Here is a 14,267-nt window from a genome sequence, read left to right on the forward strand (position 1 = left end):
GATTTTATAAAATTTAGCTTTTATTTCTCGATAGATATATCCAGTGGACTATATCGCTAAGCGAAATCACGACAAGCATACTCATAAACATCGAGGTGGCTGTGAAAAACGATATCCAGCCAAATAGGCTCTCTCTGCTCGCAAAAGTAGGAAATATCCGTCCGCTGCCTACTCTGTGCGGGATGCCGTTTACGGCAAAATCGGCGTAGAAATAATTGTTTAATTCCCAGTAAGCGAAAGGTATAGCGAGCAATATCACAAATAGCTGCGTCTTGACGGCGGGAAGCTCTTTTTTGTATAAGAATACGGCGATTGGATAATACACGCAGCTTAGCGCGAAAGCCGTTAAATAGGTACCCACAATGCTACGACGTAAAATTCCGCAAGCTGCGTATGCGGGCTTATTTTGCCGATTGCGGCGATGTTTGGAAAAAACCGCTTCATAAATCTAACGAAGTCCGCGCATGCCGCGCTTGCGTCTAAAATATTTTCGGGTAGCACGAATACGCTAAGCGCCGTGATCGCAAACAGCGCAAAAACCGCCGCGTAAAGTCGCCCGAAAAATTTAGTAAATTTCGTATCGGGATATGACGCCTCTTGCTCTTGCGCGCCTTGAGAATTCGGCAGATCGCTCATCGTTCGCTCCTTTAATAAAGTTTGCGTGCCAAAACCCGGCTTGCGCTAAATTTTAAAATTCTATGCCTTATTATCCGGTAAATTTCACAATAAGGACCTGTTTTGGAATTTTGCGGTTAAATTTGAAATAAAATTTATTAAATTTAACCGAGCAATGCTTTTTTACAAACAAAGAATTGCCGCTTCTAACGCGCAGTGATCTAGGCGGGGTTTGGGCGGTAGACCTGCTTGCGGTTGCTAGCCGAAGCAAAGTAAAAGGGTGCTTCGCAAGTATAGCCCCTTCCGCTCCGCCTCTTCCGAGCAAGAATTTAAGCCTTATCGGAAGCGACAAATAAAATTTAAACCCGTGCGTAGCGTAGCAATTTCTCGTATCGTCGGAGCCAGAAAGCCACTAAAATAAAGAAAGCCCTTTCATTTCACGCAAGCTCGCAGCCAAAACCTAAAATTTAATTGCCTAACAAAAAAGGCAAGTTGGTATCGTTGCTCGCAAAATAACCGCGGAATCCCGCTAGATAAAATTTAAAATTCCGAGTATTTCTGATAGTCGATCTGCGCGGAGTTTTTGTTGATCGTATCGACCGTAGCTTCAGCGATCGCAAGTTCCTCGTTGGTAGGGATTACGAGCGTTTTGATTTTACTATCCGCCGCACTTAAATTTCTAATCGAGCCGGTATTTTTGGCGTTTTTTGTCGCATCGATTTCGATGCCGATATGAGCGAGCTTCTCGCAGACATTTTGCCTAAAATGCGGCGCATTCTCGCCGATACCGCCGGTAAAGATCAAAGCGTCCACGCGCCCGAGCACGGCATAATACGCTCCGATCATCTTAACGACGCTGTAAACGAGCATCTCAAACGCAAGTTTCGAGCGCGGCTCGCCGCCTTCCATCTTTTCATATACCTTTCGCAGATCGCTTGCACCGCAGATGCCCAAAAGTCCGCTTTTTTTGTTCATTATGACGTCCATATCCTGCGCGTTGTAGCCCGCGACGCGCTCGATGTATGGGATGATAGCGGGATCGATCGAGCCGCATCTGGTGCCCATGATGATCCCCTCAAGCGGCGTTAGCCCCATTGAGGTGTCGATGCATTTGCCGTTTTCTATGGCGCTCACGCTCGAGCCGTTGCCAAGATGTAGCGTAATGGCGTTGAAGTTTTCGTATTTCTTACGTAAAAATTTCGCTCCCATCGTCGAGACGAACCAATGCGACGTGCCGTGCGCGCCGTAGCGGCGAACTTTGTATTTTTCGTAGAATTCATATGGCAGCGCGTACATATACGCATACGGTGGGATACTTTGATGAAATATTGTATCGAAAACCGCGACGTTTGGAATTTTAGGAGCGATCTTCAGGCAGGATTTGATACCCGCTAAATTTGCAGGATTGTGTAGTGGTGCAAGCGGCGCAAGCTCGGCGATTTTAGCCATTACGTCCTCATCTATGAGCGCGGGAGCGTCGAAATAATCCGCACCCTGAACGATGCGGTGTCCGATGCCGCCTACTTGAGTTAGATCTTTGATTACTCCGCTTTGTTTTAAAAGATCAATCGCGATTGCGATCGCGGTTTCGTGATTTGGAATTTGCTCGTTTTCAACCTTTATGCTTCGTCCGTTGGCGCAATTGATGCTTCCGCTTGCGTGCGTCGAGCCGATCTCCTCGATGAGCCCACTTGCGATGCAGGCGTGATTTAGCATATCGTGGAATTTAAATTTAACCGAGCTCGAGCCGGAATTTATGACTAGGATATCCATTTAATTATCTCCCGCTTGAATTGCGCTGATAAGTATCGTGTTTACGATGTCGGCGACCTTGCAGCCGCGACTTAGATCGTTTACCGGCTTTTTTAAGCCCTGTAAAATCGGCCCGATCGCCACGGCGCCTGCGGTGCGCTGTACGGCCTTATAGCAGATATTTCCGCAGTTAAGATCGGGGAAAATAAATACGTTCGCGCGTCCTGCGACCGCAGAGCCCGGCATTTTTTTCTTTGCTACTGCGGCATCGACTGCGGCGTCGAATTGCAGCGGTCCGTCGATTAGAAGCTCCGGCGCCTTTTCGCGCGCTTTTTGCGTTGCAGTTTTTATGAATTCCACGCTATCGCCGTTGCCGCTATCGCCGCTTGAGTAGCTTAGCATCGCCACGCTCGGCTCAAGCCCGAACGCCTTTGCGGTCGCGGCGCTTGAGATCGCGATACCTGCCAGATACTCCGCGCTCGGGCTCGGCGCCACGGCGCAGTCGGCAAAAAGCAGAGCCTGCGTATCCAGGCACATTATAAATGCGCCGCTAACGCTTGAGATGCCGGGCTTTGTCTTGATGATCTGAAGTGCGGGACGGATCGTCTCTGCGGTAGTCGTGCCGGCACCGCTTACCATCGCATCGGCTAGCCCTTCATACACGAGCATCGTGCCGAAGTAGGTGCGATCGCACACTAAATCGCGCGCCTGCGCCTCGCTCATACCCTTTGCCTTGCGAAGCTCATATAGATCGCGCGCAAATTTTTCCAAGCTCGCATCCGTCTGCGGATCTAAAATTTTAACGCCCGCTAGATCGAGACCTAACTTGCTTGCGCTTTTTTGCACTTCGTCTTGCTGCCCCAGAAGGATCAAATTTGCCGCGCCGCTTTGTTTTATAATCGCAGCCGCGCGCAGAATTCTCTCATCGTCGCTTTCTGGTAGCACGACGGTTTTAACGTTCGCGCGAGCCTTGGCGTAGAGCTTGCTTTCAAATTTCAACGGGGTTAGAATTTCACAGCGCGTGGAGTTTGCGGCGTCCGTGAAGTAGCTCTTGTCGGCAACGACTTTATCAAGCTCTATCGCGCCGCTTTGGCAAGCGGAATTTTCGTCGTGAAATTTTGCATCGCTTTCGCAAGCAGAATTTTTGCCGCAAAGCTCCGATTTTTTAGAATTTGCACCCTCTTGTGCAGGTCTTAGCGCAGAAAATGAAATTTTATCCTCATATATGCTGGCAAAGCTTACCGCTTTTGCTGCGGTGATCAAGCGCGTGCCGATGCGCGCGGCAATTTCGTTAGGATAAAATCCGCAAACGGGGATATTTAGATCCTTTGCGATTTGTAAATTTAGCTCGCGCAGATCAGCTCCCGCTACGCCGCGAACCAGCACAAAATTACACTGCTCTAAAATTTGTGCGAAGCGCTCTATCGCCGCCTTTCGCACGCGCTCATCTTGCCCGTTTGCGAGCGCTTTTTCAAGTTCGCTCCTGCTAAAAAGGGCATTATCGCCAGCGATGCAAAGTTGCAAAACGTTGTGAAAGCTCATGGATAAAATTTTATCTAGTTTTTTTAGCTCGGATTGGTAGGCGGCGGGTTCGTCGCATAGGAGCAAAATTCCGTTCATCGGTTGATCCTTTGAAATAAGATAGGCAATTGTAGCAAAATTTTGCTTGCGTGTTAATCAAAGATTTATCGTGAGGGTTTAGAATTTGGTAACTTCCAACAAAGGAGCGCACATGAAAAATTTAGTGATTTTGGCTCTTTTAGTGAGCCTCGCCGCGGCGAAAATCAACATAAATGAAGCTAGTCGCTACGAGCTGATGACGATCGGTGGGCTTGATGCGGGCAGGGCGGATATGCTTATGCAATACCGCCAAAAGCGCGAAATTTCAAGTCCAGATGAGCTAAAGGGCATTAACGGCTTTGCAAGTTACGATACCACTAAACTGCAGAAGAGCTTTGAAATATCGCCTAGAGCTAATGTGCAGCAGCCGGTGCAGCCTGAGCGCGATATAGTCGTGGTCGAAAAGACCCGCACCCGCACGGTTTACGGAGGCTCTACTTACAGACGCGTTGAAAATTACGGCAATGGCATCACGATCACAGAAACCGGCACTTTACCGCCACCTCCTCCGCGAGGATATGGTAGGCATGGCGGCATGATGCCGCCTCCTCCCCCGCCTCCTGGCGGTATGCCACCACCTCCGGGAGGTATAAAACCACCTCCTCCACCACCGCCACCTCCGCGCGATGATTATTCTCGCAGGAGAAGTTCTGGCAGTACGAGCGATAGCGAAATCGGCGGAAGCTCGCGCCGTAACATGCCGGTGCCTATGCATATGGGAACGATCCGCTCGAAAAGATCCAGCAGCGTCACAAGCTTCGGCGACTGCGATCCGCAAAGCGGTAACTGTGCTAGCGTAGGCGTAGGCGTGCAGGTAGATAGAGGGTTTTAAAATTTAATTTTACGTGGGCGGAATTTTAGAATTTTATAATCGAGATTCCGCCCGCCCTAAATTTACGGCTAAATTTTAAAATTTTGTAGCGATGGAATTTAAAATTTACGCTGGCATCGCTCTGCGCTACGATAAAATTTCAAAGAATTTTGTAAATTTAATCGAGCCTAGCGTGGTAAAATTTCAATCTAAAATTCTATGTTAAAACTGATGCGCTGTGTTTTGTCAAGATAAAATCTGCACTTTAAAATTTTAAATCCGAACATCCCGTCCGTTTTAAATTTATGGCTAAATTTTAAATTTGCCTTTTCTACTCTCGCTAAATTCCGAAATTTTGCCCCAGTCTGCGCCGCTATTAAATTTTAAATTCGACCCGATTTAGCGCCTAAAATTCGTGAAATTTAATTTACAAAATAATATAATCACAAAATTATTCCAACGAAACAGGATGGGCGTATGAAAGAAATTAGCGGATCGCAGATGATCGTGGAGGCGTTGCGGCAGGAGGGGGTCGAGGTGGTTTTCGGCTATCCGGGCGGCGCGGCGCTTAACATATACGATGAAATTTACAAACAAAAATACTTCAGACACATTTTGGTGCGCCACGAGCAGGCCGCGGCGATGGCTGCGGACGGATACGCGCGCGCTAGCGGCAAGGTCGGCGTGGCTGTCGTCACGAGCGGTCCTGGATTTACGAACGCGCTTACGGGGCTTGCTACGGCGTATAGCGACAGCATCCCGATCGTGCTTATTAGCGGGCAGGTTGCGACCTCGCTCATCGGCACCGACGCCTTTCAAGAGATCGATGCGATCGGAATTTCGCGCCCATGCGTCAAACACAACTATCTAGTTAAAACGATCGAAGAGCTGCCTAGAATTTTAAAAGAGGCTTTTTATATCGCTCGCAGCGGCAGACCGGGGCCCGTGCATGTCGATGTGCCGAAGGACGTGACGGCGAAGCTGGGCGTTTTTGAATATCCTAGCGAAATCAAGATGCAAACTTACAAGCCGAATTATAAGGGAAATTCTAAACAGATCAAAAAAGCCGTCGAGCTAATCGCAAGCTGTAAAAAACCTATCCTCTACATCGGAGGCGGCGTCATCAGCGCGGGTGCAAGCGAGCTGGTGCGCGAGCTTAGCGAGTTTGCGCAGATCCCTGTCGTTGAAACCCTTATGGCGCTGGGGGCTATGCGAAGCGATGATAAAAACCGCCTCGGTATGGTAGGAATGCATGGCAGCTACGCCGCAAATATGGCGCTTAGCGAGTCGGATCTGATAATCTGTTTGGGCGCGAGATTTGACGATCGCGTCACCGGCAAGCTTAGCGAATTCGGCAAAAACGCAAAGATCATCCACGTCGATATCGATCCTAGCTCGATCTCAAAGATCATAAACGCGGATTATCCTATCGTGGGCGACGTGAAATCGGTGCTAGAGGAGATGCTGCCTCGCATTAAAAACGAGGTCAGCCCTGCAAATTTCGAGCAGTGGCGCGAGCTCATCCGCAAATACGATGAAATTCACCCGCTTAAATTTAACGACAGCGATGAAATTTTAAAGCCGCAGTGGGTTATACAAAGTACCGCAAAAATCGCGGGCGAGGACGCTATCATCGCTACGGACGTGGGACAGCATCAGATGTGGGTCGCGCAGTTTTATCCGTTTTGCAAGCCGCGCACTCTGCTAAGTAGCGGCGGGCAGGGCACGATGGGATACGGGCTTCCTGCAGCATTGGGCGCGAAGGCTTATGCGGGAGATAGACCCGTTATAAATTTCAGCGGCGATGGCTCGATATTGATGAATATTCAAGAGCTGATGACGGCGAGTGCGAGCGGTCTAAACGTCGTAAATATCGTATTAAACAACAATTTCTTAGGCATGGTGCGGCAGTGGCAGAGCCTATTTTACGGGCAGCGTTTCTCATCGACCGATCTTAGCTCGCAGCCCGATTTCGTAAAAATTGCGGGGGGCTTCGGCGGCGTGGGCTTTAGCGTTAGCACCAAAGCGGAATTTGAGGATGCGCTGAAGCAGGCTCTTGCGAGCAAAAAGGTGAGCGTCATCGAGGCTAAGATCGATCGCTTCGAAAACGTCTGGCCGATGGTACCCGCAGGCGGCGCGCTTTATAATATGATTTTTGAGCAGGAGTCTTAGGATGAATAGCATAAGAAGAGTAATTTCGGTCGTCGTTACCGATGAGCACGGCGTTTTGTCGCGGATCTCTGGGCTTTTTGCAGGGCGCGGCTATAATATCGACAGCCTCACCGTTGCACCGATCCCAAATACCGGTCTATCGCGCCTTAGCATCGTCACTTCGGGCGACGAGCGCGTCATAGAGCAGATCACTAAGCAGCTTCATAAGCTGATCCCCGTCTACAAGGTCATCGATGATGCAAAATTCGTCGAAAAGGAGATGGTTTTGGTAAAGATCGCGCTGGGCGAAAATTTAGCGGGGCTTGACGCCGTTTTAAAAGCCTACAACGGCAGCATCGCAAACAGCGACGACAGCAAGATCGTCATCATGGCGTGCGACGACGCAGACCGCATCGACGGCTTTTTAAAGACGATAAAAAAATACAATCCGATCGACATCGTCCGAGGCGGCAGCGTCGCGCTGGATATGTGAGCGGCGATAAAATTTAATCAAAGGAGCGCAAATGAAATTATCAAAAATTGCCGAAATTTTAAACATAGAGCTTAACGGAGCGGACGCGGAGATTACCGCGATAAATTCGCTTCAAAACGCAAAGCAAAGCGAGCTAAGCTACTGCGATAGCGACAAAAACGAGAAATTTTTATCTGCCACCAAAGCAGCCGCCGTGCTGGTAAAAATCGGCACCGCAGCCCCAAGCGGCGTGCGAGCGCTGGAGTGCGAAAATCCGCATCTAGCTTTTGCGATCTTAAGCGCGCATTTTGCCAAGCCGCTCATTCGTAGCGGCGCGCCAGCAAAAATCGCCGCTAGCGCACAGATCGGGCAGAACGTGCATATAGGCGCAAATTCCACGATCGGCGAGAACTGCATCATCTTAAGCGGCGCGTATATCGGCGATGACGTGCATATCGGAAGCGGCTGCGTGATCCACGCAAACACCGTCATCTACAACGACACGATCATCGGCGAGCGCTGCATAATCCACGCAAACGCCGTTATCGGAAGCGACGGCTTCGGCTACGCGCACACCAAAACGGGCGAGCACGTTAAAATTTATCATAACGGCAACGTCGTGCTGCAAGACGAGGTCGAGATCGGCGCGTGCACGACGATCGACCGTGCGGTGTTCGGCTCTACGATCGTTAAGCGCGGCAGCAAGATTGACAATCTCGTTCAGATCGGGCACAACTGCGAGCTTGGGCAAAACTGCCTCATCGTCTCTCAGGTGGGGCTTGCGGGCTCTACGACGCTCGGGCGCAACGTCGTGATGGGCGGACAGAGCGGCAGCGGCGGGCACGTAAGCGTGGGCGATTTCACTCAGATCGCGGCGCGCGGCGGCATAAGCAAGGATCTGGCGGGCGGTAAAAACTACGCCGGGCACCCTATAATGGAGCTTAACGAGTGGTTCAAGCTGCAAGCTAAGATCGTTAGATTTTTTAAAGATAAAAAGCACTAGCCGTTTTTACCTTGGCTGACTTGCCTTGATCGGTTCGGTCGATTGGCTTGATTTGATCGTTTTGATCGTTCGCTCTGATCGACTCCTCTAGCTAGCTTAATCTAGCAGGCTCGCGTCGTTTCAGTGAAGTTTGAAATCGCCAGGCAGTTGGCGATTGTGGAGTGATTTGCGCTGCGTTCGGTTTTTGCATAGTTTGCAAACTGCTGCGGCGGTAAATTTTGCCCTTTTATCGACAGAATTCCGCCCGCGCCGTTTTTTGTCGTGCGCTTGCTTTGTGGGCGCGGTAGAATTTACTCTGCTAGTTTGGGTTGCGTTTGTTAGCAGTCATTGCGGCCAAGCTTTACGAGCGCTTTTAAATCAGTGAAAATTTAATTAAAGGAAAAACAATGATAGAGATGTTTTTATGCTCCTATTTTGCGGGTGCGGCGACGCTTTTTGAGGACTATGCGAGGCAAAATATCCGCGCCAAAGAGGTACTTTTTATCCCGACCGCCGCAAACGTAGAGGAGTACCGAGACTACGTGGACGAGGCGAAAGAGGCGTTTGCCAAAATGGGCTTTACGGTTCAAATTTTAGACGTTTCAAAAGTGAGCGAGGCCGAAGCCAAGGCAAAGATCGGCGCAGCGCAGGTACTTTACGTAAGCGGCGGCAACACCTTTTATCTTTTGCGCGAGCTTAAAAAGAAAGGTCTAGCAACCCTCATCGCAGATCGCGTCCGAAGCGGCGAGCTCGTATACGTGGGTGAGTCGGCGGGCGCGATGATCGCCGCACCCAGCATGGAGTACGCGAGCGTGATGGACGATGCGGGCGACTACGGGGCCGCGGCGCAAACGGGGCTTGATCTGGTTAAATTTTACCCCGTGCCGCACTACGGCGAGGAGCCGTTCGTGCAAAGCGCGGCTGAAATTTTAAAAGCTTACGGCGGCAAGCTAAATTTGACGCCGATAAATAACGCCGAGGCGATCGCGGTGCACGGCGATAAATTTGAAATTTTAGGGCGTTAAGTTTAGACGCGCGTCATTCTAAGAGAGCGCCTAAATTTAGAAAACGACGCTTAAATTTTACGTGCTAAAGCCTGCGTAAAATTTAAAAACGGCGGAGCTTGAGGCGAGCCGAAAAATACAGCCGACGACGCGAGCTAAATTTACTCTTCGCAAAAATCCCGCTTAAATCATCCTCTAAATTTGCCTTTACGAACTTGAATTTACCAATTTTTGTGAGCGCGTCAAGCGCCTTTAGCACGTGAGAGCCGATGTAACCCCCTCCGCCTGTTATTAAAATTTTCATTACCCTGTTTTTAGCGCAAAAAGTTAGGCTGATAAATGATAACCCAACTTTTAAATATGTCTAGAAAACATTTACTTAGTTCTTGTTTGTTTTAGTGTTTGCAGAATATCAAAATCCAACACTTCACGCGTCGATGAATAGCCTTCAAAATAACCTTTTCTTCTTAAATCATCACGCCATTCCACAAGCATCTTATTCGCCAATATTCTAGCCGTAGCAAAATCGTGTTTTTCATAATATTCACTTAGTATAAAGCAAGTTGTTAGCATCGTTAATGTGGCGCGCTCCTCTAAGCTAATATTTGTATTTCTCAACATTTCAACGATTTCTAAAGCATATCTCGTCATTAAATCATAAATTTGAGAATTACTTAAACTTGTATGATATTTTACAAATCTTTTATACTCTAAGACTACTTCAGGGTCAAGATCAAGTCTTGGTTCACTGTTTTTTATCTTATATATTGTTATTGCAAGTGCAATCACCAGCGAAAGTCCATTGGTTGCCTGAACCAAAACCAAAGCCGCTACCCATATCCAAATCATGTTTAATCCTTAACTATGATAATAAATTTAAAAGCAGTGCTATGCCTAAAATAAAAGTGGCATAATTTATAAAAATAGCACACGGAGAAGTTTCAAAATACGGATTATTTAGTTTTACCAAATTCACCAATAAACAAAGAACAAGAAAAATGACGAATAATACTCCTAAAAACATATCGCTTTTCTCCTATTTAAAAATATCGGCAATGATAAAAATCAAAGAAATTACTATTGCCCACTTTGATATAAATCTAAAAATCGTTGCATAGCCGTTTACCTTTAGCGTAATGTCACGGCTTGGAAGCCCCCTTAAAAAGTCTTCTTCCATTCTCACCATGGTTGCCTTATATATTGGGTTAACAAAAATAAACATTACAGAAAAAACAATCAGACAAAAAATAGCCACAATCAATCCTTTTACATTTCATTATCTCTATAGGCATAATCGCCATAGCAAGTTGATAAAGAATTATATGAGAAATAAACTTATAGAAAACTTTTCTATAGGAATGAACGTGTTAAATTTACCTGAGATAACGACGGACGAGGAAAACGAACGGTTTTTTGATACCGTGGCTTCAAACGTAAAACGGATGCGACAAGAAAGAAATCTAAGCCAGTTAGAGACGGCTCTAAGTATCGGACAAGCCTCGGGCGGATTTTACGCGAATATGGAAAATAACGCCCACGGCAAGCACTTTAATCTACTTCATCTTTTTAAGCTTTCAAAACTTTTTAACTGCAATATAAACGAGTTTTTTAAGGAAATAACAGAGAGCAATGAAGATAGATAAGAGTAAATTTGACGTCAAATTTAACCAAAGTATCTGGCAAACTATGACTTAAATTTTTTCAAAGCGCTTTCGTATTTTAAAATCAGCAAAGGCTTAAAATCAAAGCAGCATAACTCATCAAAAATAACCAAAAAAAGAGCTTCGTTTAAATTTAGCTGATTTTTACCCACATTAAACACAATTACAACCCAATCCAAAAAAAGCGGCGTGGATTTACCGTCTCATCTTTCTGCCAATCAGCGCAAAAATCACGATCACGCCGGCGATCATCAGCCCAGCCTTGACGTAAAACGCCCTCCTCTCGCGCACGGCTTCGGGCGAGCTGGTTTTGAGCCGCACCTTGACGCTCATGCCGCCCGCTACGATGCTTAGCGTATCGCCCACCATGCCTTTTAGCTTCACGCTTAGCGTGTTTGTACCGCTTTGCGCGACCGTAGGCGTCATAAAGCCCGAGGCCTTGTAAGAGTAGCGCGTCATGAGGTCGTTGCAGTCTTTGGGGCGGAAAAATATCTCGTAGGTCTTATCCGCATCCACGCCCAGCACGTCGCCGTCGCGCGCGTCAAAATACGGATTTTGCGGAGTTTTGGTTTTAAAGCTCCATTTTATCTGCTTTACCTGAGCGCCCGCGCTTTGGGTGTTTTGATTTCGCGCACCTACTTGCTCATAGCTAAAAACCGCCTCATACTGCGCGCCAAAGTCAAAAACCTCGCGCGAAAAAACCGCAAACTGCTTGGACGAAAATTTGGAGTTTATGTCGTTGGTGCTCGTGATGACGTGCAAATTTTGGATCTTTTGCCCGTCTTTAAATATCTCAAAATCTTTAAATTTTACATCGCCAGCGTTTGCGTTAAACTCGATACTAACGGGGTTTGCCGTGATCTTGCACTCGGGAAATGGGTCCGGGATCTCGCCGCTAAAATAGGGCGTCACCGCAGTAGCGTCCGGGAATTTGACGTAGGGCTTCATTGAGCCTGTGAAATTGTCAAATTTGGCATCTTTGATTTTTAGATTTTTATCAGCGCAGACATTTGTATAAAACCGTCCTGCGCCCGTATCGCTAGCACCTTTAGCGCAAAAGCCGTTTAACCGCGAGTTACCCATTTCAAAGACGAAGGCGTTAAATTTATCCTTGGACGCGAGTGCGTAGCCTACCTCATCGACGCTCAAATTTAAAAACGCAAACCGGTGATAGATCGCCGCAAACAGCCCGTCCACCGCCTCTTTAAAGTCGCTTTTATAGGCGATATTTTCAAGCACTAGAGTTGATTTATAGCCTACGGCTAGGGCTCTATCGGCCGGAGTCGCGCCACTAAATTTCGCCCGTCCCGCCACTTCGTCGTGCCCCATATATTCGTTTTGGGCACTGTATTCGGCGTGATTTTTAGCGGCCTGGCTTAAAATTTGATTTGGTTTTAGGGCGGAGAGTCCGGAGCCGCGGCGGTACTCGTTTAGATACGCGACCGCGTCCGAATCGGGAACGAAAGAAAACTCGGGCTGCTTGGCGGACTTTAGCGCAGAGTTTTGACCCTGCCCGCCAAAGATATCGCAGCCAGATAAAAAAAAGGCGCAGGCTAAAAGGCCGAATTTAAGCCCGCGTTTTACAGAGTAAAATTTCAATCCTGCGCCCTTTAAATTTAAGCCTTAGGACCGGCTTTTGCGTATTCTACGCCCTCTTTTACGTCCTCGTAGCGTTTAAAATTTGTCTCAAACATGCTCGCTAGTTTATCGCGAGTCGCGACGTATTCGTCCTTATTTCCCCACGTATTTATCGGATTTAGCAGCTTCGTCTCGACGCCTGCGAGCTCTTTTGGGATCGCTAGATTAAATTTCTCAAAATTTTCAAATTCGCACTTTTTGATGCTGCCGTCCAGGATCGCATTTATGCATGCGCGAGTGGCTTTGATGCTCATTCGTTTGCCCACGCCGTACGCACCGCCGCTCCAGCCGGTGTTTACGAGATAGACGCTAACATTGTGCTTGTCGATCTTTTCGCCCAGCAGCTTAGCGTAAACGGTCGGATGTAGCGGCATAAACGGCTCGCCAAAGCACGCACTAAATGTCGCCACAGGCTCGGTGATACCGCGCTCGGTGCCCGCGACTTTGGCCGTATAGCCGCTTAGGAAATAATACATCGCCTGCTCTTTGGTTAGTTTTGCGACCGGAGGCAAAACGCCAAATGCGTCGGCTGTTAGGAAGATGATGTTTTTCGGATGGCCGCCTGCAGAGCTTGGTTCGTAGTTATCGATATGGTAGATCGGGTAGCTAACGCGGGTGTTTTCGGTCTTACTACCGTCCTTGTAGTCCACGACGCCAGCCTCGTTGGCGACCACGTTTTCAAGTAGCGCGTCGCGCTTGATCGCGGCGTAAATTTCAGGCTCGCTACTCGGGTCTAAATTTATGCATTTCGCGTAGCAGCCGCCCTCGAAGTTAAATATCCCCTCATCGTCCCAGCCGTGCTCGTCGTCGCCGATCAGCTTGCGGTTTGGATCGGTCGAGAGCGTCGTTTTGCCCGTGCCGCTTAGACCGAAAAATAGCGCCGTGTCGCCATCTTTACCCACGTTTGCCGAGCAGTGCATACTTAGCTTGCCCTCGAGCGGCAGCCAGTAGTTCATCATCGAGAAAATGCCCTTTTTCATCTCGCCGCCGTACCACGTGCCGCCGATAACAGCGACATTTTCCTCGACGTTAAAGATAACGAAAACGTCGGAGTTTAGCCCATGCTCTTTGCACTCTTCGTTTTTGCATTTGCACGCGTTGTAAACGACGAAATCAGGGCTAAATTTAGCCAGCTCCGCTTCGCTTGGACGGATGAACATATTTTTTACGAAATGCGCCTGCCATGCGACTTCGGTTACGAAGCGGACGTTTTTGCGGCTGGATTTGCTAGCGCCGCAATAGGCGTCTTGGATAAAGATTTCTTTGCCGCTTAGTTGGGCTTTTGCCTTAGCTAAAAGCTTATCGAAAAGCTCTTTTGAGATAGGCTGGTTTACCTTGCCCCAAGCGATGTATTTTTGGCTCGGGTCTTGCTTTACGAAGTACTTATCCTTTGGGCTGCGACCCGTAAAGATGCCGGTATCAACCATAAAGGTGCCGTTGCTTGATACGCGCCCCTCATTCATCGCCTTTTCAAGCTCGAAAAGCTCGTCGTAGCTTAGGTTGTGGTTGATTTTTTTGATATCCTTAAGACCTAATTTTTCTATTTCGTTTACCATTTTTC

15 protein-coding genes are annotated in these 14,267 nt (G+C 48.0%); 6 read left to right on the top strand and 9 right to left on the bottom strand.

The genetic code is table 11. From position 1 onward, the window contains the following. Nucleotides 1-13: 13 nt before the first annotated feature. The 4 genes from Q0224_RS01320 to pta all read right to left on the bottom strand — a co-directional run bounded on the left by Q0224_RS01320 (nt 14) and on the right by pta (nt 3,987). Nucleotides 14-361 carry a hypothetical protein gene (locus Q0224_RS01320; protein WP_297948463.1) on the bottom strand — a complete coding sequence of 116 codons (348 nt, stop codon included), beginning with the start codon at nt 359-361 and terminating at the stop codon, nt 14-16. Next, nucleotides 346-636, bottom strand: a complete 291-nt coding sequence (locus tag Q0224_RS01325; RefSeq protein ID WP_297948465.1) for a hypothetical protein — start codon at nt 634-636, stop codon at nt 346-348. Before Q0224_RS01325 ends, Q0224_RS01320 begins: the two co-directional genes overlap by 16 nt. Before the next feature lie 519 nt (nt 637-1,155). Further along, on the bottom strand, nt 1,156-2,388 hold the full coding sequence (locus tag Q0224_RS01330) for an acetate kinase (RefSeq protein ID WP_297948467.1): 1,233 nt from the start codon (nt 2,386-2,388) through the stop codon (nt 1,156-1,158). Then, nucleotides 2,389-3,987, bottom strand: a complete 1,599-nt coding sequence (gene pta, locus Q0224_RS01335; protein ID WP_297948470.1) for a phosphate acetyltransferase — start codon at nt 3,985-3,987, stop codon at nt 2,389-2,391. A 112-nt stretch (nt 3,988-4,099) separates the two neighbouring features. Here pta and Q0224_RS01340 point away from each other — a divergent pair, with 112 nt between their 5' ends. From Q0224_RS01340 to Q0224_RS01360, 5 genes are all read left to right on the top strand, one after another. After that, nucleotides 4,100-4,819, top strand: a complete 720-nt coding sequence (locus tag Q0224_RS01340; RefSeq protein WP_297948472.1) for a helix-hairpin-helix domain-containing protein — start codon at nt 4,100-4,102, stop codon at nt 4,817-4,819. Nucleotides 4,820-5,275: 456 nt separating this feature from the next. Further along, complete coding sequence (locus Q0224_RS01345) at nt 5,276-6,970, top strand: acetolactate synthase large subunit (protein ID WP_297948475.1); 1,695 nt, start codon at nt 5,276-5,278, stop codon at nt 6,968-6,970. Nucleotide 6,971: 1 nt separating this feature from the next. Beyond that, entirely contained in the window at nt 6,972-7,442 is a 471-nt protein-coding gene (ilvN, locus tag Q0224_RS01350; protein WP_297916700.1) for an acetolactate synthase small subunit, read from the top strand. Nucleotides 7,443-7,473: 31 nt separating this feature from the next. Then, nucleotides 7,474-8,424 (top strand): UDP-3-O-(3-hydroxymyristoyl)glucosamine N-acyltransferase, encoded by a 951-nt coding sequence (gene lpxD / locus Q0224_RS01355; RefSeq protein ID WP_297948477.1) that lies wholly within the window; start codon nt 7,474-7,476, stop codon nt 8,422-8,424. Between the two features lie 386 nt (nt 8,425-8,810). Beyond that, nucleotides 8,811-9,428, top strand: coding sequence for a Type 1 glutamine amidotransferase-like domain-containing protein (locus tag Q0224_RS01360; protein WP_297948479.1), 618 nt, complete (start codon nt 8,811-8,813; stop codon nt 9,426-9,428). Nucleotides 9,429-9,510: 82 nt separating this feature from the next. Here the strand turns inward: Q0224_RS01360 and Q0224_RS01365 are convergent, their stop codons facing one another. From Q0224_RS01365 to Q0224_RS01375, 3 genes are all read right to left on the bottom strand, one after another. Continuing rightward, nucleotides 9,511-9,711: a hypothetical protein gene (locus Q0224_RS01365; RefSeq protein WP_297948481.1), complete on the bottom strand. Its 201-nt coding sequence runs from the start codon at nt 9,709-9,711 to the stop codon at nt 9,511-9,513. Between the two features lie 71 nt (nt 9,712-9,782). After that, the gene (locus Q0224_RS01370) at nt 9,783-10,256 is read right to left on the bottom strand and encodes a hypothetical protein (RefSeq protein WP_297948484.1); all 474 of its coding nucleotides are present in this window, start codon (nt 10,254-10,256) and stop codon (nt 9,783-9,785) included. Nucleotides 10,257-10,443: 187 nt separating this feature from the next. Beyond that, entirely contained in the window at nt 10,444-10,662 is a 219-nt protein-coding gene (locus Q0224_RS01375; RefSeq protein ID WP_297948486.1) for a hypothetical protein, read from the bottom strand. A gap of 109 nt (nt 10,663-10,771) precedes the next feature. Here Q0224_RS01375 and Q0224_RS01380 point away from each other — a divergent pair, with 109 nt between their 5' ends. Continuing rightward, a complete protein-coding gene (locus tag Q0224_RS01380; RefSeq protein ID WP_297948539.1) occupies nt 10,772-11,050 on the top strand; it encodes a helix-turn-helix transcriptional regulator in 279 nt (92 codons plus the stop codon). Nucleotides 11,051-11,263: 213 nt separating this feature from the next. Here Q0224_RS01380 and Q0224_RS01385 read toward each other — a convergent pair whose 3' ends face one another. Further along, complete coding sequence (locus tag Q0224_RS01385) at nt 11,264-12,667, bottom strand: CAP domain-containing protein (protein ID WP_297948487.1); 1,404 nt, start codon at nt 12,665-12,667, stop codon at nt 11,264-11,266. A 17-nt stretch (nt 12,668-12,684) separates the two neighbouring features. Continuing rightward, nucleotides 12,685-14,262, bottom strand: coding sequence for a phosphoenolpyruvate carboxykinase (ATP) (pckA, locus tag Q0224_RS01390; RefSeq protein WP_297948489.1), 1,578 nt, complete (start codon nt 14,260-14,262; stop codon nt 12,685-12,687). Nucleotides 14,263-14,267 lie beyond the last annotated feature (5 nt).

Source organism: uncultured Campylobacter sp. (assembly GCF_938002845.1).
GTDB lineage: Bacteria > Campylobacterota > Campylobacteria > Campylobacterales > Campylobacteraceae > Campylobacter_B.